This window comes from Deinococcus humi, assembly GCF_014201875.1.
GTDB classification, from domain to species: Bacteria; Deinococcota; Deinococci; order Deinococcales; family Deinococcaceae; genus Deinococcus; species Deinococcus humi.
On sequence record NZ_JACHFL010000017.1, the window covers coordinates 1 to 26,538 of the forward strand.

The following is a 26,538-nucleotide window of genomic DNA, read 5'->3' on the forward strand; positions in this document are numbered from 1 at the left end:
TTGACTTCCGTTTCAGTGGGTGGAGCGGACGGGGAACAGGCGGCGAGCAGCAAGGTGAGGCCAGCACCGATCAGGACACGGCCAGGATGACGCTTCTCCATAGACAGCACCTCGTCCCACAACAGAAAGGACCAAAACAACCAGGCTGCAAGAGATCAAATCAGGCACTCAATTGTGGGTAAGCACAGCCTGCGCTTTTACAGTTGGGTATGCAAGAGAACGGCAAAGTTCATGAAGGAATTGGCCCTTCACTAGAGGAAGGGCCAAGTGGAAGGTGACTCTTTCTTCTGACTGAGCAAGCTCGAATGCCCTCTCTGTCGTCTGCGCAACGTGCCAGGGGCATGATTGTGCCACCCGGAGGACGCCGGATCGTGTGACAGGTCAACCCTGCGAGGCCTGAACAGGTCATGCGCGGCAAAAGCTGCCTTCGCCGTACGTTCCCGCTCCTGCGGTACGCTTCGACTTGCAAAGGGGAAGGGCGGGGCATGTGCGGTGCCGACACCGAGCGCGGCGCCCTGAGGGCCCGCCAAACGGCGTATGCGGCGAGCGGCAGCTCTGTCTACACTGCACGCCATGATGTACGGAGTCACGCCGCCCGAACGGCAATTCGACCTGCGCCTACCAGATGGACGGGTGTTTGCGTGGTCCGAATGGGGTCCTCAGGATGGGTGTCCAGTGGTGTTCTGTACCGGCGCGGCCATGAGCGGCGCGCTTGGCTTCGGCGCGGACAGGCTGGGCGCGCTGGACGTGCGCCTGATCGTGCCGGACCGGCCTGGGCTGGGCCGCAGCGATCCGCATCCCGAAAAGACCTTGGACAGTTGGGTGGCGGATGTGCAGTGTCTGCTACACACAACCCGCCTGCAAAAGGTTCGCGTGGTGGGCTTCTCGCAGGGAGCACCGTTCGCGCTGGCCCTGGCCGGAGCGGACCTGGTGGGAGCAGCTGCGCTGGTGTCCCCGCAGGATGACTTGAGACACCCCGCCCTGACGCCCTTGCTGTTACCGGACGTGGCAGACATGGTAAACGCCATCGCCACTGACCCAGACGGCTTCGAGGCTGCCTTCGCCAGCTTCGCCACGGCCGAGGGCCTGTGGAACCTCATCCTGGGCATGAGCGGTGAACGTGACCGCTTGGTGTACCTCGACTCGACCTTCCATGCGGCGTACCGTCAGACGCTCGACGAGGGCTTCGTGCGCGGCGCCCGCCCGTACGCTCGCGATCTCGTGAACGCCCTGGGATCATGGCCGTACCAGCCCGAAGAGATGTGCGTTCCGGTGGACCTGTGGTTCGGCGGCCAGGACACCAGCACCGTGCACTCTCCGGATTTCGGCGTGATCCTGGCGAAGCGGCTGCCGCACGCGAAGCGCTTCCTCGACGTCAACGAAGGCGGTTCTATCTTGTGGACACGCGCACACGAGATCCTTGAGCGGCTGCTCGCACACGCCCCCTGACATCGGGTCGGGCTCGGTTGAACCGCCGTGACCAACCCAAAACCCTACCGCCGGTTCTGGCGGGTTAGCGCTGTTGAGGCAAGGGATTCAGCTGTGACTGCCCTAAAGCCAGATCGCCACCGCTTCCCGGTGGGCATCATCGGATACGCGGTCTGGCTGTGCCGCCGCTTCCCCTCAGCTACCGGGCTGTGCAGGAACCCCTTTTGGAGCGCGGAAGCCAGGTCAGCCACGAAACCCTCTGCAAGAGGTACATCAAGTTTGCTTCCCTTGTGCCCGAGGAGCTGCGCCACCGGGACCCTCACCACTGTTCCCGCGCACATGCGACGAAGCCGTCAGAGCCAGGCCTTCGCGACCTGGCGTCAGATAACGGCAGGGGTAGGCTGATTTTCAGGCCACCCCTCGGTATCGCCTGCCCCTGACCAAGTCAGGGCGACACAATCAACCTGTGGGCCTCGACGGACGCGCACTTGACACCTTTCGGACATGTAGTCATACTGATTACATGACGGAAGGGAGGCCGTCCCCATGAGAACCCAATACGCCGTTGCCATTCACATTCTGTCCATGATCGCTCTGAACCCTCAACGAAGCTTCAGCTCGGAAGACCTCGCCAGCAGTGTAGGCACGCATGCTGTCGTCATCCGCAGTATCGTCAAGCTCCTGCGGGGTGCAGGCCTGGTGCAGACTCAACAGGGTGTCGCTGGCATTGACCTCACGCGCAGGCCAGAAGAGCTTACGCTTCTCCAGATCTACCGCGCGGTTGATGCGCCGGAATCAGTGTTCAGGGTGCATGAGCAGCCCAACCCCCAGTGCTCGGTCGGGAGCAATATTCTGGACACCCTGGGGTCAGTCTTCGGAGGGGCGCAGGAAGTGTTGGATGCTTACCTGGCGAATGTCACCCTTGCGGACGTGATGTCCGATCTCGCTCGACGTATTGGTTGATTTTTTTACCCGGCATGTAGTTGTATCGATTACATGTGCTCCATTCCTCTTCGCCCTCAACTGGATGGCCCGGTTCGTCCTTGAGCCGAATCGAGTGAGGCCCGTTGTTGCACCGCCGCCTCGCAGGGCCAGAGGTCAAAATCCACGGTCTCACCCCTGCCTCCGGAAAGACCGGAACCAGCACAACGTCCAGAGCTACAGCTGAACTGGTTGTCTCCAACGGCCATATACCTTGAAGCGACGCCCACCGCCCGTGGCGCTCCAGAAACACGGACAGACCGTGATTCCAGAGGCTGCTCTACCCTCACGCAGAAGTGAAAACAGGAGACACACGATGATGATTGACTTCACGGGCCGGAAGGCCATCGTCACTGGATCGACCGCAGGCATCGGCCGGGCCATCGCCGAGGGGCTGGCGCGAGCTGGCGCTTCGGTCGTCATTAACGGGCGCAACGCCGCACGGGTCAACGCGGTGGTGCGAGAAATGCAGTTGGCCTTTCCCAGAAGTGAGATCGTCGGCGTGACCGCCGATCTCGCGACTGCCGAGGGCGCTGAAGCGCTCTTCGCGCAAGCGCCAGACGCTGACATTCTGGTCAACAACGTGGGCACAGCGCACATGCGGGAATATCACGGCATCGAGGACATCGCCAAGATTCCCGATGAGGACTGGCTCAGCCTGTTCCAGCTCAATGTGATGAGCGGCGTGCGCGCCTCCCGCCACTACCTGCCGCAGATGGTCGCAAAAGGTTGGGGCCGGATGGTGTTCGTCAGCAGCGAATCCGCCGTCAACATTCCCAAGGAATTACTCGACTATGGCGTGACCAAGACCGCGCAGCTTGCCGTTTCACGGGGCCTCGCTGAGGCAGTTGCCGGCAGCGGAGTCACCGTCAATGCGATCCTCCCCGGCCCGACAAGGTCAGAGGCTCTGGGCAGCTTGATGGCGCAGCAAGCTGAAGCGCAAGGAATCACGCAGCAGGCAGCCGAGCAGGCCTTCCTCACGTCGCTTCGCCCGACCAGCCTTATTCAGCGCTTCGCGACGACAGACGAGGTCGCCAACATGGTCGTGTATATCTGTTCAGACCAGGCCTCGGCTACCACCGGCGCGGCTCTCCGCGTGGACGGCGGCGTCGTCCGCTTCGTCGCCTGACCAAGTGCCTCGACACCCGCCGGCCGGGATGGCTTGCTGCATGACCTTCACGTGAGCGCAATACCTTCCATCTAGAAGTCAGGTTGTGTTGCCTCAACCTGATCCACGGCAGGCGGAGGACAGGGATGGTCTGAGGATCGGACCATCCCTGTCGCGATTCTTGACCACGTCTGGAGGGTCTGCTTCTGGTTGCTTTTCCTGGTGCGGCCAGGCACGCTGGTTCGGGAGTGGGGGTGAAGGTGCTCCATTCGTGCCTGGCGCCTCAGGGATTCCTGAGCGCGTTTCCCTTCAGAGCTTGTCGGTCTGGATGCCCTCTGGCACGTTGTGCTTGCCGAGGACGTGCTGATAGGACGATCAAGCGGCGTCAGTATCCCGGCGCGGTTGAAGAAGGACATCCCATACAGCGCCATGGTCGTCGACAGCCCGCCACCAGTGCGTGATGCCGCCCGCATCCACGTGCCGTAACGACGAGATGCCACCGGGAGCAGGGGCGCGGTTCCCGGTGGCCGAGACCCTGAGCGAAGAGGACGCTGAACCTGATGCACCAACGGCTCGGGGCGCCCCGACGCCAGGTGCGAACGGTCTCGCGAGTGACAGCCATTCCGCGCTCCAGCAGTTCTCCATCCCGGTAAACGAGCGGTTGCGACGTAGCCGATCACCGTGAGGGGAAATCCATAACCGCGAAGCTTCTGACCGCTCAGGACCGCGTCACCTTCCCCCAACAACTTGCCACGACCGGTGGTAACGGTGATGCGCGCGAACGGTACGGGCGCCTTGTTGGCCCTGACGCACAGCGCCTGTCAACTCTTGGTGCCCATGGGAATGGCGCTCAGACGCACTGGTGGTAGAGTCCCGGCAGATCGAAGCACTCCCCACAGCATCACGAAACCCGCCGGACAGCATTCAGGTGTCCTGGCGTGAGATTTTTGAAATCAGCACTCGTCTACGCTGGGCAGGTGAGTCCGGAGGCCACCCGACCTGAATCGCCCCAATTCACCGAGGCGGCGCGGCTCCGTGCCCTGCATCATTATCAGATTCTCGATACTCCACCTGAAAAGAGTTTTGACCGCATCACTCAGCTCGCTGCTTCTATCTTTCAGACCCCTATCGCGCTGGTTTCCCTGGTCGATGAGCAGCGGCAATGGTTCAAGTCCTGCTACGGTCTGAACCTGCGCGAGACGGATCGCTCCCTGTCCTTCTGTGCTCATGCCCTGGAATTGGACGGTGTTCTGGTCGTTCCTGATGCCCATGCAGATCCTCGGTTCGCCCATAATTTGCTGGTCACCAGTGAGCCATATCTCCGGTTTTATGCCGGTGCGCCGCTCATCTCGCCTGACGGGCACAAACTCGGCACGCTCTGTATCCTGGACACTCAGGCCAGAGCTGGCCTGACACCGGAGGAGTGTCAGACCCTGCAGCATCTGGCGGCCAGTGTCGTGAGCGAACTGGAGCTGCGCCAGACGCTGACCACACTGGCCCGCCGAGAATCGGTGCATGCCGCCGTACTCCAGGCCTCTCTCGACGCGATCATCGTGATGGATCACCGCGGTCAGATCACGGAATGGAACCCGGCTGCTGAACGACTCTTTGGCTACCAGCGCTCTGAAGTGCTGGGGCAGAACCTGAGCGATCACATTATTCCTGAAGGGCAGCGGGCTGCCCACCGCCGCGGCCTGACGCATTATCTCCAGACTGGCGAAGGCCCTTTCTTAGGCAAACGCCTTCACCTGTCAGCCTTGCGTCGGGACGGGCAGGTCTTTCCGTGTGAGCTGTCCGTTCACGCTCTTGAGGTGCCCGGCGAGCGTCTGTTCACCGCCTCCTTGCGTGACCTGACCGAGCTCAGGACTGCGCAGGATGCCCTGGAGACCAGCCACCAACTCCTGCAGACGGTCATCGACACGGTTCCCGAGACCATCTTCGTTAAGGATCTGGCCCGGCGCTATACCATGATCAATCCCGCAGGCGCAGCACAGCTCGGGCGGACCGCAGCCGAGATTCTGGGCCGATCTGATGAGGAACTGTTCCCGGAGATTGCGGCCACTGCGGCCCGTCTCAGGGATGAACAAGTGCTCACTCAGGCTCGTGCGCTCTCTTATGAAGTGACAGACCAACTGAGCAGTGGAGCATACCGTACGTTCTTGTCCAAGAAAATGCCCGCCTGGGGACACGACGGCCAGCTGAATGGGCTGATCGGAGTCGCCATTGACATCACCGAACGGAAGGTCACGGAAACCACCGTTCGGAACCACAATGCGGCCCTCACGGCGCGGGCACAGGCAGCCCAACTGGAGGTGCTCGATCGCTTGACGCGAGCGGCTGAATACCGGGATGACGAAACGGGCGAACATATGCTTCGCGTGGCCCGAACAGCAGCGGGCATTGCGCGTGAACTGGGCCTGTCAGAAGGGCAGGTACAACTCATTGAACGGACAGCACCCATGCACGACATCGGCAAGATTGGAGTCCCTGATGGGATCCTGCTCAAGCCGGGACGCCTGACGGCTGAGGAGTTCGAGACGGTCAAAACCCACTGTCTGATCGGCTCGAATATCCTATCGGGCGGACAAAGCCCACTGGTGGTGATGGCTGAGGAGATTGCCCGAACACACCATGAACGGTGGGATGGCAGTGGATATCCCCACGGCCTGAGCGGCGATGCGATTCCCATCAGTGGCCGGATCGTGGCGGTGGCAGATGTGCTTGATGCACTGACGACCGTACGGCCTTACAAACGAGCCTGGCCACTGGACGAGGCCCTGGCTGAAATTCGGATGCAGACAGGACGGCATTTTGATCCCCAGGTGGTTGCTGCCCTTGAGCGCGTCATCGGCCGCCCTCGCCAAATTGCAAGAAACCCGCTTACGCTTCAGGCTGCGCCTCAGCCTTAAATCAGAGCTTGCAGTTTGGGTTGTCAGGACCCGGAAAGGGTTGTGTTGCCTTGGCTGGTCTCACGGCAGGCGGAGGGCAGGGGCGGTCTGAGTCTCAGACCACCCCTGCCGCGCCGGTTAAACACGTCTGGAACGCTTGATTTTGCTTGCTTCTTCAGGTCGTGCCGGGAACGCTGGTGTGGGAATGATGGTGGAGATTGATGATCCGAGCGTGCAAGCGCAGGCATTCCTGCGCCCGTTTTCTCCTCTTGAAGGCCTGCTGGCGGCGAGCGGCCTGCGCGACCGCGCCCTGACCCTGCTGTGCGCCCACGGCGGACTGCGGATTATGGAAGCGTTGGCGCTGACTTGGGCGGATCTCCAGGGGGACGCCTTGGTCGTCCGCCATGGCAGAGGCGGAAAGGGGAGACAGGTAACCTGCTTCAGCACGCTGTCAAGGTGCTGTATCCCGCAGCTTCTCAGATGCTGTATCCAGCATGCCGAATCACGGACATTTTGGGGGATGGGGGAAACGAGTCTTTAGAAGACCTAACCGCCCAATCTCGACTGAAGCCCGACCAGGACGGCTTTTCAAGAATTTTTTGCTTTGCTTGGAATTTTGGAGGGCAGTGCGGACACTTTGGAGGATAAGAGAGTCAGATCAGCGGACACTCTGGGGCAACAGGTGATTTTTGCACGGCCACTTTGGGGAAGTGGTTGGCAAAATCCACGGTCACCTTGAAGTTTTTTGTCCTCTAGAAAGGCCTATTTCTGATTCCTATGTTGTTGACAACATTATTTTTCTTTCTCTCTAAAAACATCAACAGCATGACCCTCGTGCCCCGGGCCTCCGAGAAGCGTGCGCTGACCCAGCACATTGACGAACTGAACCTGGCTAGGCCTGATCAGCATGCAGAGCCGGGTGAGTGCGGGCAGCACGTCCTGGGAGGACGAATACGGCGAGGGGACGAACGGATGAGCGTCAAGTGCATCGGCACGGTGTAGGACGTCGTTCCCCTTGGGGTGGATAATGACCTCATCATTGGCATCCTGTGCCTGTTTCTCGATCTGCACGCCCGCCTCTCAAATCCCACACGCTGCAACGTTCCCGCCCGCCACCGTCCTTATCACCAACGGAGACCGCCTTCAAGCGGTGGCAGCGGGTTGTACTCCAGGCAGCCTGACGTTCGGGTCGCCTGCCTGCTCGAGTTACCTTGACTTCCTTGAAATCAACAACTTGCCACAACTCCCATCCGCGTTCGAGGAATGCAACACAACCGTGCAGTTTGTTCATCCACCTACGGATCAGATTGGGTTGACCTTTTGTCAACCCCCACTCCACCGCTCACGGCTGTGTGACGGTGTCAACGACGCGCTGCCAGCCCCAAGGCACGATCTGCTGAAGCCGTCGTCCGCCGGCCAGATGAACAGGAATCCCACTCACGCGAGTCAGATCCGTCGCCACTTGCCCAAGCGCTGCGTCCACCAGGCCTCCCTCGCCACTCACACCCAGAACAATCAGATCAATGCCATGACCACTGGCGTATGTTGCCAGGGCCTCGACCGCATCCTGAGTCCCGATCGACAGGATCACCTGCGCGGGCGGACGACGGGCCCTCCTGGCCAGGTGAGCGAGGTACTGCTCTACGGGCACTTGATTCTCAAGTGTGCCCTGCTGCAACAAGTGGATCAGCGTCACCTGACCCCCGAGGGCGCGGGTCAGGTCAAAGGCATGGAGCGCCGCGTTCACGCACGCCGGGTGGTGGTCAACAGGAACCAGAATGTGCTTAAACAAGGTGCTCTCCTTCCAGCGTCGCCGCCGAGCACACTGTCTCTTGAGGGTATTACCGCAGAGTTACCGGCCATGCACCCTGCCCAGTGATTTCCTCGTTCATCACGAGCTTCGCCTCAGGTTGGACACTTAGCGCGAAACGTTCCTTCTTGCTCCCCTCAGGTCGGTTGAACGATGTTTCGCCACCCGCTGGGGGGCGCGGTCGTTCGGGTCAAGGCAGCCGGCACCACATGAACGGGAACGCTGGCATGAAACGCCAGCTCCCGGGCCACCGAACTCAGGGAGCCTGAGCGGCCCTGTCCGGTGGCCCCCACGACAATCAGGTCGGCGCGCTGCTCCGAGAGGCAGGTGAGGATGCTGCTGACCACACCCTCCGGCGCGCAGTGGCGGGTCAGCAAAGTGGGGGGACGCCGTGCGTAACGGCGGAGGCGTTCCAGCTGCACCTGAGCTTCCTCCGGATCGGCGGCGGGGCCCTCCAGCAGATGGAGCAATGTGAGCTGTCCTCCCAGCGCCCGGACAAGATCACAGGCGTGTCTGGTCGCCAGGTCACTCACAGCGCTGAAGTCGGTGGGGACGAGGACATGGCGGTACACGATTTTTCTGTTCCTCCTGATGAAGCCATCTTCATCGTTGCTTTAGTGAAGCCGTCACATTAATGTAATATTAAAGCAGCTAGGCTTTTGTGGACCACGTTGCCGTCTCCGGGGGCGTTCAAACTTCTTCCTGAGGTAATTCATGACCACCATGCCCACTTTGAGTCTGCGTTCCCTCGGGCGCACCGAAATCCTCCGTGAAGGCCAGCCCGTGAAGTGGTGTGCGGAAAGTGCCCGTGACCTGGTGCTCTTCTTGCTGTCCAGCCCCGAAGGCCAGACCCGGGACGAAATCATCGACGCCATCTGGCATGAGGACCCCACCGCCCGCAGCGGCAACCGCTTCCGCGTGACCCTCCACCGCGCCCGCACTGCTCTGGGCAGCCTGGAGAGCATCACCGAGGAGTACGGCGCCTACCGGCTCTCCGACGATGTACTGCGTGCCAGCGATGTGTTTACCCTGTACGCGTCACTCGGCCAGGCCGAGAGTACAGAGGGCGACGCCCGCTTCTTCTCGCTGAGCCAGGCGATTGAGGCCTATACCGGGGATTTTCTGCCGCACATCCAGGCAGACTGGGCCCAGACGGCCCGGGAAGAACATCGCGCGGCTTACACCCGGGCGTGCATCGAGCGCTCCGTGCTGCACTGCGAGCACCTGCACTGTGATCTGGCCGTCCGTGATCTGGTGGCGGCTCTGCGGGCTGATCCGTTCATCGGTGAGAACTACCACCAGAAACTGATGACCTGCCTCTCGGTGGTGGAAGGCAAGTACGCGGCCACGGAGCATTACCGCCGCTTCGTGAAGTTCCTGCATGACGACCTGAGTGATACGCCCATGCCGGAGACGGTTGAGCTGGCGGAGCAGGTCAAGGCGGGCGAGCGGATCTGCCAGCGGGGGGAGCGGGAGGATGCGCCGCTGACCCACAATTGCCCGCTGACGAGTGATGGTCGTTGTCCCGGACATTACGCGGAACTGCTCCAGCTGGCGTAGTTCCGACGCACTGAAGGATGCCGGCTGCAGTGCCAGCCCTGGTTCCCATCGGTCTCAGCGCCAAGCGCCATCATTTGCTCCGAGAGACCCTCAACTCATGCGCTTCAACACACCGGCGGAAGGAGACCCTTGGGTCTCCTTCCGCTCCATTTGTCGATAGAGATGTTCCGGTTCGAGTGGTGTGCGCGCCACCTGAAAAGTTCGGGCCGGGCGTCCGCGTGGATCAATGTGAGACCCGGCCACGAAAGCGGGTTGCCCCCTCACGCGCCACACGCCTTCAGACACAACGTTTTGTTCCGCTGCCCCGCTCCGTAACGCCCTCGTAACTCGGGGGGAGGAGGCTTCACGTGTCACCAGAGCGCCTGCGCTCCCCACCTCTCCCCCGGAGTTCCCGAATGAACATTCAAATCGCCGCCCGCCGCGCCAAAACCGTTTCTATCACCCTCCTCATCCTCAGTGTCGCCCTGACCACCGGCTTCCTCGCTTCCGCCCGCTCGAATACGCCGGGCACCGCCGGCAGCGAGGGTCTCACCTCCGCCAACGCCATCGTGTCGCGCTTCAAGCAGGCTGGCAACCGCACGGTCCCTGTGCAGGCGGCCACGGGCCAGCGGCGCGAATTTACCATTGAAGTGCACCAGATCAAGGCCGAAATCGCGCCCGGTGTCCAGGTCGAGCAGTGGGCCTTCGGGTTCCCTGGACAGCCGGCCTCCGTGCCTGGACCCGCACTGGTCGTGCAACAGGGCGATCACGTGGTCATCCACTTCAAGAACACTCACGACCAGCCGCACACCCTTCACCTGCATGGGATCGACCGGCTGTCTCAGGAAATGGACGGTCTGACCGAGGTTCTGCCCGGCCAGGAAAGCACCTACGAATTTGTCGCCACAGAAACCGGCACCTTCGGGTACCACTGCCACTTCCAGACCTACCTGCACGCCGACATGGGCATGTACGGTGCGATCATCGTCGAGCCCAAAAACCCACAGGAGAAAATCTGGAAAGACGAGCACGCCATCATCCTCGATGAATGGGACAGCCGCCAGGACCCCCACGCCGCCATCCACAAGAGCGAACCCAACTACTTCCTGATCAACGGCAAGTCGTTCCCGCTCATTCCCGACATCACCATTCCGGACGGCCAGACCGACCTGATCCGGGTGGCAAACTTCGGAGAGGAAGTGCACAGCCTGCACATGCACGGCAACAGCTTCCTGATGCTGGATAAGGACGGGTTCTCCCTGCCGGAGCCGGTGCAGCAGGACACCCTGCTGATCGGACCCGGCGAACGCATCGACATTCTGGTCAAGGGCCGTGACGGGGACTTCCCCTTCCACGATCACATCGTCAAGGACGTCACGAACAACGGCATCTACCCCGGCGGCATCCACGTCATGATCAAGGGTGGACCAGCCTTGAACGCCCAGGGTGCCCTGATGGGGGCTGATGCCGGTGGGCACAGCCACGGCGCAGGGACGCCCGCCCAGCACGGAGATGACAGCCACGGCGGGCAGGCCAGCACGCCGGCGCCGACCTACGGGCATGACAGCCCCGCGCACAACGACGAGTTTGATCACCTGCCAGAAGGTTCTCCCGTCAGAGTGGTGAACATTGCCAGCTTCGCCTTCGATCAGAAGGAGCTGCATGTCAAAGCCGGAACCAAGGTGGCCTGGGTCAACCGGGATGCGGTGGGCCACAGCGTGACCTCGGGGCTGCCGGGCGGCGATCCGAAAACACGGGCGTTCGATTCGTCAAACGAAGCGAAGGGCACACCGACGATGCTGGCACAGGGCGAAGCCTGGACGTACACCTTTACCAAGAAGGGCACGTACGAGTACTACTGCCTGCCGCACACCAACATGGTCGCCAAAGTCATTGTGGAGTGAGGCAAGAGGAAGGTGTGGGCGGGGCACTGGCCCCGCCCACACCTTGTCAGCGTGCGACGCGCAGCAGGAAAGGTCCGTTTTCCTCAGGAACAGTGTGACACCAGCGCAGCAGGTCCTTTTCGGGTCGAGATAGCTTGACCGGCATCAACGCGAAGGCGCGCTCCGGCCAAGGCTGCTACCCGCCATGCGAGTGGCTACGAGTGGTTCGCGACACATCGTCATAAGTGCAGAACGTGATGAAACGCGAGCGAGATACGTGCACGGCGTTTTCAACCCACTCCTGCACTTGAGCTCGCTCCCCAGTGATTGTGGACGGCTGGCGTGGATTGACGCTCGGATCGCCCGCGCATACACCGGTAGACCTCTGGCGGCACCTCTGACACGGCGGGCGGGCGAGTTCCGATCACCAGACGAACCATCACGGCCGTCTTGCAGAACGGATCTTGTCCTTCCACTTCGAATACAAGATCGAGTGGCTCAACGAATAGGAGAGGGCCCCGGCCGTACGCTGCCGCTCGGTGAGCCCCGGATAGCACCGGACGGAGGCCGACCACGGTAACCCTGATTCCAACCATGCAGCGCCTCCTCTCCAGGCCACGGTCGCCCGCCCGTGGCCGCTTGTGCTCCCGTATCCCGTATGCCCCGGTTAACCGCTGCCCCGGCCTCGCCCATGGCGGTGGCAAGCGGCCACGCAGCGCACGCGTACCGAATTCGTTGGCGGTGACCCTTGCCTTGTGGCCCTCGCGCCCCTTGTCTTCGTCGGTGACCCCGTGGGACTTCACGCACCCTGCGTAGACCGCTGCCGGTCAGGGCCAGGCGGCACGCCTCCAGTATGGGCCTCTGCTCTCGCTTCATCGCACAGGGAGATTTGGGACGACCCTCGTGCGCTGGATGGGGGGAGGGTGTCCCTCATCCACAGCGAGAAGCGTGCGGTCACCCAGGGGCCCACGCGCTGCAGTTCGAGGCAGCATTTCCCCATTCCCTCAACAGAAGGGGGCACCGAGAAGGTGCCCTCAAGGGTGCGGGTGACCGGGCTCGAACCGGTCTGGGCGCCGACTGGCCGCCCGCTCGTACGTCCGTTTTTTCGAAGGTGGGCGCCTCCCTTCAGCGAAGGTGGACCCCTCGCGTGGCATCAGGGTACGAAACCTGCGCTGGCGTCCACCGTAGGAGATGTCGCCAGACTTCTGCTCAGGCGGGTTCTGCCGAGTTCAGTGTTTATTCATCCGTGCATGAATTGACAGCGTTTGCAGTGCAGCCATGTCCCTCCCGACGAGAACTGTGATCACCAGGGCGTGACCGACTGACGTTCGGACCAGGAAGTGCCAGCACGGTCCTGAGCCCGAGCAAGGCCGCCTGATCTGGGTGGCTGATTTCACGGCAGGTCCGAAGACGCGGAATTGCCTGGCTCAAGCCTGTTCCCGAAGATCGATGTCTCGCAGGCGCTGCAGTTGTCCATCTTTGCGAAACGTCATTTCAAACGGCGCAGCTCGAGCAGGCTGCCCGACTGGAAACCAGCCCCGGCCCTCCCTGACCACAATCAACAGGCCATCTTGACCTCCCAGAGGCGAGAAGGTCGGACTCTGCTCATGAAAAGCTGAAAGGCCGAAGCGTCGCTCCAGCTCCAGAACAGTCGCCGTCACATCGGGAACCACAACGCCCAGTTCGCTGATATGGAGCACACTGGCCGGACCGAAGGGGGCAGGGCTGTCGTTGGTCAGGTCATGACGCGCGATGAATTCCACAATGTTCCCGGCAGCGTCCTCAAAATACAGGCTTTCACTGTTCCAGCTCTCGCTGAGCGGGAAGCGGCTGATTCCCGCCGAGTCCTCCAGCAGGGCGACACGTCCGCGCAGCCACGCCTCTGCACCGTCCACCTGGTTGCGCGGAATATCCATAGCGAAATGTGAGAAGGTCTCAGGACCGTCGTGCTGGCAGAAGGTGAGAAGGGTTCGTCCAGCCTGGAAAGTTACGCTCTGGGATGTTCTTCCTACCGCGTCCAGACCGAGCGTGCCGGTGTAAAAGGCATGTTGGATTTCCAGATTGGTGGTGAACAGGGTCAGGCAGTCAATGTGCATGGGTGGCCTTCCGGGGGCGAGCGTGCGGCGTTCACAGGGCGGGGCAGCGGGTAGACGGGCTCACGGTTGGTCTCATGGATGCTCCTCGGCTTTGTCGTCATTCAGCTTAAAACCTCAAGTAAAGTTGAGGTCAAGCCCCTGGAGGTGCTGTATGCCCTTACCCGCTCCCGACTGGACCCCCGCCCAACTGGCCAAACGCAGCGGCCTGAACGTTTCCGCGCTGCACTTTTACGAGCGTGAGGGCCTGATCGACAGCACCCGCACCGCGGGCAACCAACGCCGCTATGCGCGCGACACGGTGCGGCGACTGGCTTTCATCCGCGCAGCGGTACGTGTGGGCGTGCCCTTGACCGACATTCGCCTTGCGCTGACTGGCCTTCCCGCCGGACGCACCCCGACAGCGGCAGACTGGGAACAGCTCTCGGAAAGCTGGCGCGCCGAACTTGACACCCGGATTGCCATGCTGACCCGGCTACGCGACGATCTGGGCGGGTGCATCCGTTGCGGTTGTTTGTCGCTGGAGCGTTGCGCGCTGTTCAATCCGGGCGACGAGTATGGGGGGCGGCATCCGGGGAGAAATACACTGGTGCAAACATGGGCGGGCTCCATTGCGCGTCACCAGTCATCCGGTGCTGAAGGCAAAGGTGGCTCCGCTGAAGCTCCTGACCCCTGAGCGTCGTCCCATGCTCGGCAAGTACGCTCTCAAGGCCGGCTGGGTTCTTTGGGGTGGAGGCCAGTCCAAGTCCGGCTACGGTCATGGAGATCACTGCAGTGGTTGGTTTCGGAGAAGTCAAGGAGTCACAACAAGGTGAGCGACCTGAACGTCAGGCCAGCTGCTGGACGGTTTCTTGCCGCGTCCTGAAGGCGGCTTCGCGGTGATGGTCAGTCATATGTCGATGTCTGCTTGGTCCCGGGCGTCCCCAGGCGGCCAAGGTGAAGGGATGGCCCAGCAGGTCACCTTGAGCACGGTCACCGCCCAAGAGACGTCCTGCCGTGAATGGCTCGGTCGTCTCAACCCTCGGCCACGACCTGCGGATGGGTCCCCTCTGAAGAGGACAGTCCGGCGCGCTCACCCCTGGTGCACTGTACGGCCTGATGCCGCTCCCGGTCAGCGGGCCAGCCGTTCTGTTCAATCTGGTGGTCCGCCGAAGGCAAGCGAGACAGCCTGAAGATTCCTCAGGACCTCAGCCGGGAGAGTGCCGCTCACCAGCGGCCAGCCCCGAGGCCAGCGTCGGTGGACTGACCGCCATCGCCAGCACCTGCAGGACGCGCCCTGGTCCGGCCATGCCCGCCCGGCTGGCTTGACCGGGTGCCCGCGCTCCTCGTTTGACCTTGGCTGCCCCGTTTCCTGGATCGCTGCAGTCCTTGCGCTCAGTTGACCTCTGCAGGCGCCCGGCGCCTGAGATACTGCACGTGGCGCAGCGTGTCATGCGCCACCAAGCGGCCCACCGCACCACTGGAGTACACGGCGAGCGCCACCTTGCCGTCAGGCTGCAGGAGAAAGCCTGTGGACTGCAAGATGGGCGGATCGCCCAGAACATACGCGCCGGTTGAGGCGGCCACCTGGTGCGCGTCAGCGCCCCACAGGACGGGGAACGTCAGACCATACAGCTCGGCGGTGCGCTGAGCCTGGGCCTTCGGATCTGTCGAAAGGGCCACCACGCGCGCCCCCGCCTGCTCAAACCCGGCCGAGCGCTTCTGGAAATCAAGCAGCTGCCAGCGGCTGTAGCCGCAGCCATGCCCGCGGTAAAAGAGCACCACGCCCCAGAACCCAGCGAGATGATCCGGCAGAGTCAATGGCCCACCACCCACCTGTGCGGCCCGCAAGGAAGGAAAGGACGCCCCAGGCTGTAGAGGCGCGTGGCCCTGGCGGTCCTTGGGAGACAAACTCATGACGGCCGCTTCACCTCTGCTGGACTCGGCACCGGCCAGAGGGGTGGGCCAGGCAAGTCTTCGCCCGGTGCAGGGTGGACCGGTTGGAGGAACACGGACATCAAACTGGCCGTCATCCCCCTCGTCATGTCCTTTCACCCGAGGGGCCGAACCGCTCAGTCTTGACCCGTTCCACTGGGTATCCCAGTTGAATCAGGGGCTCGGCAACCGCCTCGACAAACGGTGCAGAGCCGCACACGAAGGCATGCCCCTCAGGGCCAGCCGGGCCCATGGCTTCTGCCAGCATGGCGCGGTCAATCCGCCGGCGATACCCGCGCCACTGCGCTGGAACTTCGCGCGTGTACGTCAGGAGGACCTGAAGGCCATCGGCCGCCGCGTGCCGTTGAGCCAACTCCGCGCCGTAGATCAGGTCCTGCGGCGCGCGGAGCGAATACAACAGCGTGATTGGAATGTCGCTGCCGATTTCAAAGCGGTGACGAACCATGCTCATGAGCGGCACCACCCCCGAACCGCCAGCAACCAGCAGCACAGGGCCGCCCTGCTCAGCCGTCCAGACGAAGTGTCCACCAATGGGGCCGCGCACGTCCAGGCGGTCGCCCACCTGCAGTTCGTCGACCAGATATGGACTCACCTCACCGTTCTCGACCCGCTCGACGGTGATCGTGATGAGGTCGCCGCGCGCCACTGAGGCAATCGAATAACTGCGTGCAGCCTGATAGCCGTCCTCAGCCGTGAGCCGAAGATCCAGGTGCTGCCCCGGGCGATGCCCCGGCCAACCCGGTACCTGCAGCGTGATGGAACGGGTTCGCGCGTTCTCACGGATGAGAGCCACGGGCTGCGCACTCAACCACGCCGAACGCTGCTGGGGCGCTTCAATCACCGTCATACCGCTGTTCCTTGAACGGGTCACCGTGATTGTGGTACCCGAGCACCTCCCAGAACCCAGGATCATCCTGGCTCGCCAGCCGCAAGCCGCGCACCCACTTGGCGCTCTTCCAGAAGTACAGGTGAGGAACAAGGAGGCGCGCTGGGCCGCCGTGCTCCGGGGCGAGCGGTTGGCCTTCGTAGTCGTAGACGATCCAGGCCCGGCCGCCCGTGACGTCCTCCCAGGGCAGATTCGTCGTGTAGCCGCCGTCGCAGTGGGCCACCAGAAAGGGCAACTCCACCCCGGCCGCGTCCAGCAGTGTATCCAGAGAGACCCCACGCCAGCGCGTGTCCAATTTGGACCAGCGCGTCACACAGTGAATATCACGCGTGATGGCTTCGCTGGGCAGCGCGCGAAACTCATCCCAACTCCAGCGGACCAGTGGTTCACGCTCACCTTCAGCTTCGACCGTGAAGTCCCATTGGGAAAGCGGTGTACGCGGGGTGGGACCGGCAGACAAAACAGGAAATTCCGTGGTGACGTACTGGCCGGGTGGCACGCGGGTGTCCTCGCGCGTTGCCTGCTGGCGGCCACGAAATCCTCTCGAAACGTTGGTCATGTGTGTCCTCCTCAGGCAGGATCCGGATGCTTCCGTAGGAAGGTTGATCCTGTTTGGCGCGTTGCTGGATTGCGGCGCTGGTCTGACGTTGTCGGTGACGCTTCTGAACGGTGGGTGGCCCTCTGTGCCAAAGAGTGTCCCCAGCCTGATGCCCCGCTTGATGGGCCTTGAACCCAGAGAAGACGCGGATTCTGTTCATGCCTTCACCATCTGGCCCTGATCCGGCTGGGTTTCCACCTTGCGGCCCGGAGCAAGGCCCATTGGTCCACGCCTTCGTTCAGCAGGAGCCTGCCTCACTGCCTGCCGCTCCGGAAAGCGCCTTCACCTGGTTGCAGACCCAACAGGTGGTGCCGTTCAGCCACACCACCCGGCGCGACCTCATCCCCCGTGCCCGCGAAGCGGCCACAAGCGCACCACTCAGGTGCGGCTGTGGACCCTGACAGAAGCGCAGAACACACGACTTATGCTTGGTTCCGCGTTCATCCCGTGACAGCGACTCTCACCCAAGGAACGATCGCGACATGGGCCACGGCAGCGTGATGAACCTACTGCCGAACCCGAATGACTGTCTTGCCCAGACGGCGTTCACGAGATTGGATGGTGGCCACAGCGTCCCCCAGGTCCGCAACGACGCCGACATTCGGGCGGAGCCGGCCGTCTCGGACCCGCTGGACAATTTCGGTGAGCTGCGCCCGGTCTGCCTCAACCACGAAGTCGATGGCCGTGCCTCTCTCGGGCTGCGCTTCGGGAGGCCCGACCACCGTCACCAGGACTCCCCCAGGCCGGATCAGCGCCGCTGACCGCTTCTGGATCTCGCCGCCGATCATGTCGAACACGAAGTCCACATGGCCGGCATCTTCCAGGGTCTCGCCTTCCAGATCAAGGAACTCATGGGCCCCGAAGTCGAGTGCCTTCTGACGATCGCCCGCGCGTCCAGTGCCAATGACGTAGGCACCAAACTCGCGGGCGAGCTGCGTCACCATGGAGCCGACGGCGCCAGCGGCACCGTGAACCAGGATGCTCTGGCCTGCCGTCAGGTGGCCGTGTACGAATAACCCCTGCCACGCCGTCAGACCGGAGATCGGCAGGCTCGCACCAACCGTGAAGTCGACGTCCCCGGGCAGCGGCGCCAGGTTGCGTGACTCCATGGCCACGTACTCGGCCATCGCGCCGTCGCGGTACCAGTCCACCAGACCGAACACCCGCTGCCCAACTGATAACCCTGTCGTGCCGTAGCCCAGTGAGGTCACCACACCAGCCAGTTCGTGGCCCGGGATGGACGGCGCCCGGTCACGGCCGCTCCGGTCCTTCCAGGCTGAAGGCCACGTGAGTTCAGTCACCACATATCCGGCGGCATACACCTGAACCACCACGTCATTGATGGCCGCCTGCGGATCAGGCCGCTCCACCAACGTCAGTCCTGCTGTGCCTGAGGCTTCGTCTTTCGCAACAATCGCTTTCATCAGTCGGGCTCCTCTACTGGTCCATCGTGGGGTCATGTGAAACGTCTTGGGAAAGAGGCAGGGGTGTGGCCAGACGAGAGGGCCAGCCGTCCCCGCTGCCCCGGCGATCCCTCAATGACTGGACGCCCGGCGTCCCGCTTCAGCCCCCCGAGGGCTCGTTGCGCTGGGGGCTGCACGGTCCTTTCCCAAGCCCAGCGTGCGCTCACCCGTGGTCAAAAAAAAGTGCCAAGATGTGCGCGTTCCGATGTACCATGATCGATGACTGCACTCGCCTTCCACATCGACCGGGTCAAGAAGATGCCGCTGTCGAAACAGATCTACTGCGCGATTCGGGACGCGATTGAGTCGGGGCAGATTCCCGCCCACGCCAAGCTCCCCTCCTGGCGCGATCTGGCTGCACAACTGGGCGTGTCGCGCGGCACTGTGCGGCTGGCGTATGAACGCCTAATCGATGAGCAGCTCGCCGTTGGCCTCGGCGCCGCCGGCACCCGCGTCACCGAGCGCCCGCCCAGCTCATCCCGTTCCGTCACGACGACCGAGGCCGTGCCGATGTCGACGCTCTTCCGGGACTTTTCCACCCGTCCGGTGGTGTTTCAGATGGGCGTCCCAGCTCAGGACGCGTTTCCGCAGCCGCTCTGGTCACGCCTGGCCATCCAGGCGGCGCGCGAGGCCTCAACCGCCCCGGTCGGGTATCCGGATCCCCGAGGGGACGCCGCGCTGCGCGGGGAGGTGGCGGCCTACCTGAGCATCGCCCGCGGCCTGCAGTGCAGCCCGTCCCAGGTCTTTATCACGGCCGGCTTTGCCGGAGCGCTCGGACTCGTGACCCGCGGCCTTCGCCTGGAAGGGCAGACCGCCTGGGTGGAGGATCCAGGCTTTCCCCTCACGCGCACCGGGCTGACGCTGGCCGGCCTGACGGTCGCCGCGATTCCCGTCGATGCCGAGGGCCTTGATGTCGACGCGGGCCTCAGGCTCGCAGGCAACGCCACGCTGGCCGTCGTGACCCCTGGCCAGCAGGCACCCCTGGGCATGACCATGTCACTGGCCCGGCGGCTCCAGTTGCTGGACTGGGCGCGGTCCACAGGCGCCTGGATTATTGAGGACGACTACCTGGGCGAACTGCAGTTGAACGGGCGGGCCGCGCCCGCCCTGGCCTCACTCGCGCACGATGAGCGGGTGCTGCACGTCGGCACCTTCAGCAAGACGATCAGCCCAGCCTTGCGCCTGGGCTTTCTGGTGGTGCCGCCCGCCCTGGTGCGCCCCTTTGGCGACCTGGCCGCCTGCCTCGCCCCTGCACCCGCAGGGGCGGTCCAGCGGACCGTGGCGAACTTCATGCACGGGGGCCATTACCTGCGTCACCTCCGCCGTATGAAGCGCCTGTACGCCGCTCGACGCGCGGCGCTGCTCCGCTGCCTCGAAGAGGAGGCGTCAGACGCCCTGACCGTGCAGATGACGGCTGGCATGGCGGTGGTCACCGGGCTGACCGGTCCCGGGTCCGACGTTGAGATCGCCCGGCGGGCCTGGCCGTTCGGCCTCGCCCCCACCCCGCTCTCGCCGTGGTCCGTGCGGGCACCCCAGGCGCAGGGCCTGCTGCTCGGCGTGACCAACATCAACGAACAGCGCCTTGCAGCCGACTGCCGCCGGCTGGCGGCCCTGGCAAGGACATGACGACCGCGCGCCAAGGCTGCCAGAAGTGCAGTGGGCGTGCGTCCGGACACGCACGTCGGTCGAGGTGACCTCGTGCTGCGCGCCTGAAATGGGGCGTCGCTCATTGGGCTGAGAACCGAAGCTCAAACCCTTTGCTGAATTTGAAGTCGGATGGGGACGTGTTAAGCTCAGTGCACTCTATTCAAGGACTCCGAATGTTCAGACGCCCGTGACCCTCACGTCCCACAACGTCACTCCACCGATTGGAGTGAGGGCTGTGTTGTTCGTGAGGGACGGCGGAGGGAAACGTCGTTCCCCTCTTCCCGATCGGGCGTCCTCCCTCGAGCTTCTGCATCTTCGTCACCCCGAGGGAGGCCCGCATGGGCGAGTCTTGGTCCACCATTCCGAGCAGCTACCATCTCCTGCTGCCTCATCCCAGTCGTTCGTCACTGCTCGTGCTTCCTGAAGAGGGCGGCTGGGCTCTGCCGAAATTCACGCCGATTGACCCCCATTTCGGCGTGGTCGCGCATCTCAACGAAGCTGTTCAGCAGGCCTTGGGCCTTGAGGTCATCACCCTTCGTTCGCTGGGTGATGATTGGAAGCCTGGGACCACTGCCATCAACAGCGTGTATGAACTGGAGAACCTCACCCCGGACGCCAGGCAACCCGAAGGCAGCCGATGGGTGGACTGCGACGATGTAGCGAGCCTCTCTCGCTCTGCCCGAGCACCGCCCATACCTGGACGACTGGTTCAGGGAGCAGGCCGCCGAACGTCCGAAGGCGCGGCGGGCCTGGGCCCGGCCAGGGTGGTTTCAGAATGTCAGTGTGTGGATGGAGCAGCACGCCAGGGAAACGGGCGCCACGCCGACCGGCCCAGTCCAGCAACTCCGCAACTGGGAGCGGTCCACGGTGCTTCAACAGCCGACCCAGCGGGGCCTGCTGTATTACAAGGCGGCTCCTGCACCTCTCGCGCATGAAGGTCCCCTCCTGAGATGGTTGAGCGAGCGCTTCCCTGGCGAAGTCACCACGGTCGTGGCGATAGACGAGCTTCGGGGCGGCTTCCTGATGCAAGACCTGGAGGCGGTTCCGCTGCATGAAACCGGGGATGTCGCGCGGTATGAACAGGTGGTTCACCGATATGGGGAGATGCAGCGGGCGTTCATCAAGGATCTCCCGGATATCCCCCGGTATGCCAGTGCAGGTCTCGCCGAACGTGTCGACGGGCTCTTGAGCAGGCTCCCTGAACTGCCCGCGCCACTGGGTCCGCAGGAGATCGAGCGGCTGCGCGCCCTTGGCGCGCAGCTCAAGTCACTCTGCGATCAGCTGGCCGCTTGCGGCATCCCGGACACGCTGGAGCACGGGGACTTCTGGCCAACGAATGTTGCCCTGCGGGATGAGCAGGCCGTGTTCTTTGATTTCTCGGATGCCACGGTCACGCACCCGTTTTTCAGCCTGCGGCTCTTTCTGGCGGAGATGGATTCGTTTCTGCCTCACCAGCCGGACGCCCGGGAACGGATCGTGAAGGCGTACCTCTCGGCCTGGGAAGGTGTCACCACGCCGGAGATGTTGTTTCGAACCTACCAGCTCTCTCGGCCCAGGGCCGCGTTTCACGCGGCCCTGCTGTATGTGGAGCGTATTTTGCCGGCTCTTGAGGCCAAGTGGGAGATGCAGAACATGGCGGTGTGGGCTCTGCATGACCTTTTGCGCGAGTTGGAGACGTTGGCGTGACATCGTCGCTGGTGGACCAGCTGAGCCCTGGCCTGCTGTGGGCGCAGGTTGCGCCTGTCCTGCGTCTGGAGCCCGCAAACACCGAGGGGATTGGCCAGGAATTCCTGCGGGCCAGGTCCTTGCAGGTGTCGTGTTTGTCTTAGGCCATGGTCTGCCGTGGCGCTCCTGACCTCCACCGCCTGGTTTGGAAAGTGGCCTCAGGTGCAGGTGAAGAATGGTGGAGTGGACCGAAGCGGGGCTCTGTGAGAAGGTGCTGCACCTTCTCTTGGCTCGTGGGACGAACCCACAGACCGCAGTGCTGCGCCTCTGGCCCCGCCGAGCTGAAGGTGCCAGAACCATCAGGCGACAGCTCTTCCGCCCACTGCCCGCCGAGTTGTCTGTCCTTGGCCCAGAGATTATCCTATTTCTTAAATCTTTTAAATAACATAGCTTCCTTACCCGCCTGCATTGCACAGGAGCTTCCATGTCAGACGAGCGACTCCCTCCCACCATCGAACCAGAAATTGCCGAGGTTTTCACCACCGATGTCGTCATCGCTGGTGGCGGTGTGGCTGGTGTCCTGGCAGCACTCACGTTGGCCGATCGGGGTCAATCCGTGCTGCTGACCGACGCGGGGAACGAACCCGGCCATGAGCTGACCACCGACATCCACCTGTGGGGGGACAGTGCGAAGTTACTCGAACTGCAAAACCTGTTGAAGCTGCCCGGCACATGCTTCTCGCCGGAGGGAGCAGTGATTCCCGATCTCCTCAAAATCGCGCTGGAAGACGCACTGCTTGATGCGGGGGTGGCGCTACGTTATGGCTGGCTGCCCGTTCGTCGTCGGGGTCATTCGGAAGTAGACTTTGCGGCCAAGGCGGGACGCTGCCGCGTCCACACGCAGGCCATCCTGGACGCTGGGTCTACGGGGATCGCCACCTGGAGCAGCGGGACTGCTCAGCTTCGTCAGGACGTCGTCTGTCGCCGGGTGATGCACCTGACGGGCGTTAATCTGAGCTGTGTTGACTCAGGAGCAGTCCCGCTGCCTGAGGAACTGGGAACGGCGTGGCTGGCCCGTGGACACTCTTCCAACGGGCACATTCTCCTGGAATTGCGCTGGCCCGCACCCCCCTCCACCAGCGCGGCTCTCCTTCAGGCGAGGCCTCATTCTCTGAGCGCGGTACGCTGGCTGATCACGCACCACCCCGCATTTGCCGTGTGCCGGATCGCGGGTATGGGCAGCGTCGCCCGCTGTTCGTCCCGCGGGGAAGCAGACCAGGACCGGGAGACGGGGCTGTGGACGCTTCGCGGGTCATTCCAACCATTTCCTGGCCCCCTGGAATTGGCCCGGCAGGGAGCGCGCGTCGCCCATCAAATGCTGGAACGGTCCTGGCCCCAGGCGTCAGGGGCGGGGCAATGGGTGGATGCCCCCAGCCAGGACGCCGAGGTGGACGTGTTGGTGGTGGGCGGCGGCAGCAGCGGCGCGGCGGCGGCAGTGGCCGCCGCCCGCGCGGGAAGCCGGGTCATGCTGGCCGAGATGCATGACGGCCTGGGCGGCAGCGGCACGCTGGGCGGCGTGGACAGCTACTGGTTCGGGCGGCGCGCGGGGTTCAATCTGGAAGTGGCGGCGCGGGTGGCGGAGGAACACGCCTGGATGAACTGGCCTGCCGGCGCCAAATGGAATGTGGAGGCCAAGGCGCTGGCCTGGCAACGGCTGACGCAGGAAGCAGAGGTGAACGTTCAGCTTGGCAGCGTGCTGCTGGAGACCCACGGTGGGCCTGGAGAGAGGATCACAGGCGCGACCTTCGCCACGCCGGACGGACTGCTGCGGGTGCATGCCGCTGTGGTGGTGGACGCCACCGGGGACGCGGACGTGGCTGTGCGGGCCGGAGCGGCGGCGGACTACGGCGCGGCGCGGGACGGCGTGACCATGTGGGCCTCGCTGGCGCAGCACCCGCGTCCGGGACTGACCAAGAACAACTTCACGAGCAACGTGGACGTGGGCGATCCGCAGGATTACACCCGCGCCATCGTCAACGGACGGCGGCGCAATCCGGGGCATGACCACGGGCGCTACCTCGCCCCACGCCAGTCCCGGCACCTGCGGGGCGCAGTTCAACTGACTTTGACCGATCAGTTGACCCAGAAGCGCTGGCCGGATGTGGTGAACGTGGCGTTTTCCAACCACGACGTGAAAGGCCACACCTCGTCAGACTGGCTCAGGATCGGCCTGATTCCCCCGAATCTGGAAGTGGAAGTGCCGTACCGCGCCCTGTTGCCCGTCACGCTGGACGGCCTGATCGTGACGGGCAAGGCGCTCTCGGCCAGCAGCGACGCTCTGCCCGCCGTGCGGATGCAGGCCGATCTGGAAAACCTGGGCTACGCCGCCGGATGGGCCGCCGCGCTGTGCGCGCAACGGAACGTCGCGCCTCGTCACCTCGCCATGCGCCCCTTGCAAGAAGCGCTGGTGGAGGCGGGCAACCTGCCGCCAGACGTGTTGGCCCGCACCGTGGAGCCGCCCACCGCCCCGCGTGCGGAGTGGCCAGGCTGGGTCGAGGCGCTGAACGACAACCTCCGGCTGCCAGATCTCTCCTTGATGGAGTTTCATGAGGTCTGGCGCGGGCCCATACCCTTCGTGGCCATCTGCACTGCTGGTCCCGGAATCGCGGCGTTGCTGCGCGCCCAGCTTGGCCTGGATTCACCCCGGCGCGTGACGTGTGCGCGGGCGCTGGCCTGGCACGGCGATCACGCGGCCACCCCCGTGCTGCTCCAGGAAGCGGAGCGCCTGTGGCCGGGCGGCGAGCTGCCCCACCGCGGGTCTGTTCCGTTCACCCAGGACTCGCCCGATCACGGCGCGATGCCGGACCTGGGCTATCTGCTCCACGCCCTGGCCCTGGTCCGGGATCGCCGGGCGCTCCCATTGATGACGCGGGTGGCCGCGCACCTGGCCGCCACCCCGGAGCGGTTGCGTGATCCCACCAGTGGCCTCTTTCACTATGTGGACGCCCTGTGCGATTTCGCTGAACGGCTGGGCGACCCGGTCTGCCTGCCACTGCTCCGCGGCTTGCAGCGTGAACCGCTCCTCCACGGTCAATGCAGCCGCGAGTGGCGACAGCCCGACTATTTCGCCGAGCGTCAGGCCATGCTGGAATTGATCGTGAACCGGGCAGCCGCCCGGTGTGGAGACCGCCATGGGTACGCGGTGCTGACCGATTATCTGGAGGACGCGCGCCGCCCGCTGGCCCGGCACGCCCACCTGGAACTGACGCGCCTGGCAGGGCAAGATCATGGCCAGGCGCCTCAACCCTGGCGAAACTGGCTGGCCACACAGCTTGAGCCCTTGCCATGTCAGCCGTGGCAGCCCCAGAAGGTCGTGGAGGTCAGCGCGTGAACTCGGTGGCTCTTTTGGGGGTTCTGCCCGCTTCATCTCCGCAGGCGGCTGAGCTGTGTCCCACCGCAAGCCGTTGTGTCTGCCGTTTCCCGCCGAGCGTCATCGGCTCTGCCGTCTGGCTCTACCACTACTCCCCACCCGGGCGGCGTGTTCAGGAACAGTTGAGTTGCCTTGACTGAACGTACGGCCTGTGGAGAGCAGGAGTGGCGTGATTCTCGGGCCACTCTTGTGGCCTCCGGACGCCACAGCTGGAACGCTTTCTTCCAGGCATGGTAGCCCCGCTGGTCCGCAGGTGAGGGTGAAGATGCCCGCTTTGGGCATGCAAGCTGAGCATCTTCACGCTTCCTCTGTTTGAATCGGTTGTGCCAGGTTGACCGAACGTCATCTAAAACATGGATTCAGGTCCGCTCACAGCTGTGGTTGACCGAAGACAGGCCCCTCTTCAGGAGCTTCAATTCTGGCTGAGATGAAATTCGAGAATATACTTTTGTAGTTAACTTCTCTCGATCAAGTGGGACGAGCTGCCAAGCCCCTCTCTTGACGGCACCTGCCCAAGCACTGAAAAGTTGCAGAGCATTGGGTTGCTTGGCCCTAGAGTGCGCGTGCCCATGACCCAGGCGCCGTCGTCAGCCGCCTTGAGGGGAACACAGCCTGAGCTGGGCCCCACGTGTGGGCGCCGCCGCATGCAGATGCCCGTGATGGGGGTCACTTGCCGGTTGGAGCGGACGGGCTGCGGGGCGCGCCCCTGAACCAGCGCTGCCACATGAACCGTTCAGAGCGGGACGCGGCAGTGTGGGCGCGCCGCATCACCCCACACACCCTGCACACCTGTGTGGTGGTGTCACGCGGCTCGAACTGGTGGGAACAGTTGTGCGCCCGCAGATACACCATGTAAGCCATTTCTTCAGCAACGTTGGGTGTGGGTCCCACACCCGTAAAAAACGGGTGGCGGCGCTCATCAGGCCGCTCCGTGCCAGAGAGGTAGAACGTCATCATGCACTCGGTGATTTTCTGAATCTCTGCGCCAGTGGTGACCAGACGGGTGTGGGTGCCAATCTTCCGACTCACGTTGATCCATTCCATGGGTTATCTGACCATAGCCGCTTTATGAAAATCTCACGTTTTCTTCACAGCAAAGAAGCCATGACGAAGAGTCCCTGGCGTAGGGACGCCTGAAGTACAGCTCCAGCGTGTGCAGGAAGCCCACAGTCACGAGCGCGACC

20 protein-coding genes are annotated in these 26,538 nt (G+C 63.4%); 10 read left to right on the forward strand and 10 right to left on the reverse strand.

What is annotated here, in order from left to right; all coding sequences use genetic code 11:
- Positions 1-573 precede the first annotated feature (573 nt).
- The 4 genes from HNQ08_RS21405 to HNQ08_RS21420 all read left to right on the forward strand — a co-directional run bounded on the left by HNQ08_RS21405 (position 574) and on the right by HNQ08_RS21420 (position 6,426).
- Positions 574-1,449 carry an alpha/beta fold hydrolase gene (locus HNQ08_RS21405; RefSeq protein ID WP_184136696.1) on the forward strand — a complete coding sequence of 292 codons (876 nt, stop codon included), beginning with the start codon at positions 574-576 and terminating at the stop codon, positions 1,447-1,449.
- A gap of 525 nt (positions 1,450-1,974) precedes the next feature.
- Complete coding sequence (locus HNQ08_RS21410) at positions 1,975-2,391, forward strand: Rrf2 family transcriptional regulator (RefSeq protein WP_184136698.1); 417 nt, start codon at positions 1,975-1,977, stop codon at positions 2,389-2,391.
- Between the two features lie 334 nt (positions 2,392-2,725).
- Positions 2,726-3,538, forward strand: a complete 813-nt coding sequence (locus HNQ08_RS21415) for an SDR family NAD(P)-dependent oxidoreductase (protein WP_184136700.1) — start codon at positions 2,726-2,728, stop codon at positions 3,536-3,538.
- A gap of 956 nt (positions 3,539-4,494) precedes the next feature.
- Positions 4,495-6,426: a PAS domain S-box protein gene (locus HNQ08_RS21420; protein WP_184136702.1), complete on the forward strand. Its 1,932-nt coding sequence runs from the start codon at positions 4,495-4,497 to the stop codon at positions 6,424-6,426.
- A 154-nt stretch (positions 6,427-6,580) separates the two neighbouring features.
- On the opposite strand, the gene HNQ08_RS21425 is transcribed toward HNQ08_RS21420, so the two are convergent.
- From HNQ08_RS21425 to HNQ08_RS21440, 4 genes are all read right to left on the reverse strand, one after another.
- Positions 6,581-6,811 carry a hypothetical protein gene (locus HNQ08_RS21425; RefSeq protein WP_184136704.1) on the reverse strand — a complete coding sequence of 77 codons (231 nt, stop codon included), beginning with the start codon at positions 6,809-6,811 and terminating at the stop codon, positions 6,581-6,583.
- 386 nt (positions 6,812-7,197) lie between these two features.
- Positions 7,198-7,476, reverse strand: coding sequence for a hypothetical protein (locus HNQ08_RS21430; RefSeq protein ID WP_184136706.1), 279 nt, complete (start codon positions 7,474-7,476; stop codon positions 7,198-7,200).
- Positions 7,477-7,747: 271 nt separating this feature from the next.
- Positions 7,748-8,197, reverse strand: coding sequence for a universal stress protein (locus HNQ08_RS21435; protein WP_184136708.1), 450 nt, complete (start codon positions 8,195-8,197; stop codon positions 7,748-7,750).
- Between the two features lie 155 nt (positions 8,198-8,352).
- Positions 8,353-8,787, reverse strand: a complete 435-nt coding sequence (locus HNQ08_RS21440) for a universal stress protein (protein ID WP_184136710.1) — start codon at positions 8,785-8,787, stop codon at positions 8,353-8,355.
- A 142-nt stretch (positions 8,788-8,929) separates the two neighbouring features.
- Between HNQ08_RS21440 and HNQ08_RS21445 the strand changes: the two genes are divergently transcribed.
- Positions 8,930-9,775, forward strand: coding sequence for an AfsR/SARP family transcriptional regulator (locus HNQ08_RS21445; protein WP_184136712.1), 846 nt, complete (start codon positions 8,930-8,932; stop codon positions 9,773-9,775).
- A 395-nt stretch (positions 9,776-10,170) separates the two neighbouring features.
- Positions 10,171-11,658 carry a multicopper oxidase domain-containing protein gene (locus HNQ08_RS21450; RefSeq protein WP_184136713.1) on the forward strand — a complete coding sequence of 496 codons (1,488 nt, stop codon included), beginning with the start codon at positions 10,171-10,173 and terminating at the stop codon, positions 11,656-11,658.
- A 1,406-nt stretch (positions 11,659-13,064) separates the two neighbouring features.
- Here HNQ08_RS21450 and HNQ08_RS21455 read toward each other — a convergent pair.
- The gene (locus HNQ08_RS21455) at positions 13,065-13,733 is read right to left on the reverse strand and encodes a VOC family protein (protein ID WP_184136715.1); all 669 of its coding nucleotides are present in this window, start codon (positions 13,731-13,733) and stop codon (positions 13,065-13,067) included.
- Positions 13,734-13,884: 151 nt separating this feature from the next.
- On the opposite strand from HNQ08_RS21455, the gene soxR reads away from it, so the two are divergent.
- Positions 13,885-14,406 (forward strand): redox-sensitive transcriptional activator SoxR, encoded by a 522-nt coding sequence (gene soxR, locus HNQ08_RS21460; protein ID WP_184136717.1) that lies wholly within the window; start codon positions 13,885-13,887, stop codon positions 14,404-14,406.
- Between the two features lie 698 nt (positions 14,407-15,104).
- Here soxR and HNQ08_RS21465 read toward each other — a convergent pair.
- From HNQ08_RS21465 to HNQ08_RS21480, 4 genes are all read right to left on the reverse strand, one after another.
- On the reverse strand, positions 15,105-15,626 hold the full coding sequence (locus HNQ08_RS21465; RefSeq protein WP_184136719.1) for a redoxin domain-containing protein: 522 nt from the start codon (positions 15,624-15,626) through the stop codon (positions 15,105-15,107).
- A gap of 124 nt (positions 15,627-15,750) precedes the next feature.
- On the reverse strand, positions 15,751-16,512 hold the full coding sequence (locus HNQ08_RS21470) for a ferredoxin reductase (protein WP_184136721.1): 762 nt from the start codon (positions 16,510-16,512) through the stop codon (positions 15,751-15,753).
- The gene (locus tag HNQ08_RS21475; RefSeq protein WP_184136723.1) at positions 16,499-17,110 is read right to left on the reverse strand and encodes a sulfite oxidase-like oxidoreductase; all 612 of its coding nucleotides are present in this window, start codon (positions 17,108-17,110) and stop codon (positions 16,499-16,501) included. The genes HNQ08_RS21470 and HNQ08_RS21475 overlap by 14 nt, the downstream gene beginning before the upstream one ends.
- A gap of 545 nt (positions 17,111-17,655) precedes the next feature.
- Entirely contained in the window at positions 17,656-18,573 is a 918-nt protein-coding gene (locus tag HNQ08_RS21480) for an NADP-dependent oxidoreductase (protein ID WP_184136725.1), read from the reverse strand.
- 258 nt (positions 18,574-18,831) lie between these two features.
- On the opposite strand from HNQ08_RS21480, the gene pdxR reads away from it, so the two are divergent.
- The 3 genes from pdxR (at position 18,832) to HNQ08_RS21495 (ending at position 25,315) form a co-directional block, all read left to right on the forward strand.
- A complete protein-coding gene (gene pdxR, locus HNQ08_RS21485) occupies positions 18,832-20,238 on the forward strand; it encodes a MocR-like pyridoxine biosynthesis transcription factor PdxR (RefSeq protein ID WP_184136727.1) in 1,407 nt (468 codons plus the stop codon).
- 810 nt (positions 20,239-21,048) lie between these two features.
- Entirely contained in the window at positions 21,049-21,945 is an 897-nt protein-coding gene (locus tag HNQ08_RS21490; protein ID WP_229790177.1) for a phosphotransferase, read from the forward strand.
- A 463-nt stretch (positions 21,946-22,408) separates the two neighbouring features.
- Positions 22,409-25,315: an FAD-dependent oxidoreductase gene (locus HNQ08_RS21495; protein ID WP_184136731.1), complete on the forward strand. Its 2,907-nt coding sequence runs from the start codon at positions 22,409-22,411 to the stop codon at positions 25,313-25,315.
- Between the two features lie 705 nt (positions 25,316-26,020).
- On the opposite strand, the gene HNQ08_RS21500 is transcribed toward HNQ08_RS21495, so the two are convergent.
- On the reverse strand, positions 26,021-26,383 hold the full coding sequence (locus HNQ08_RS21500) for a hypothetical protein (RefSeq protein WP_184136733.1): 363 nt from the start codon (positions 26,381-26,383) through the stop codon (positions 26,021-26,023).
- Positions 26,384-26,538: the final 155 nt, after the last annotated feature.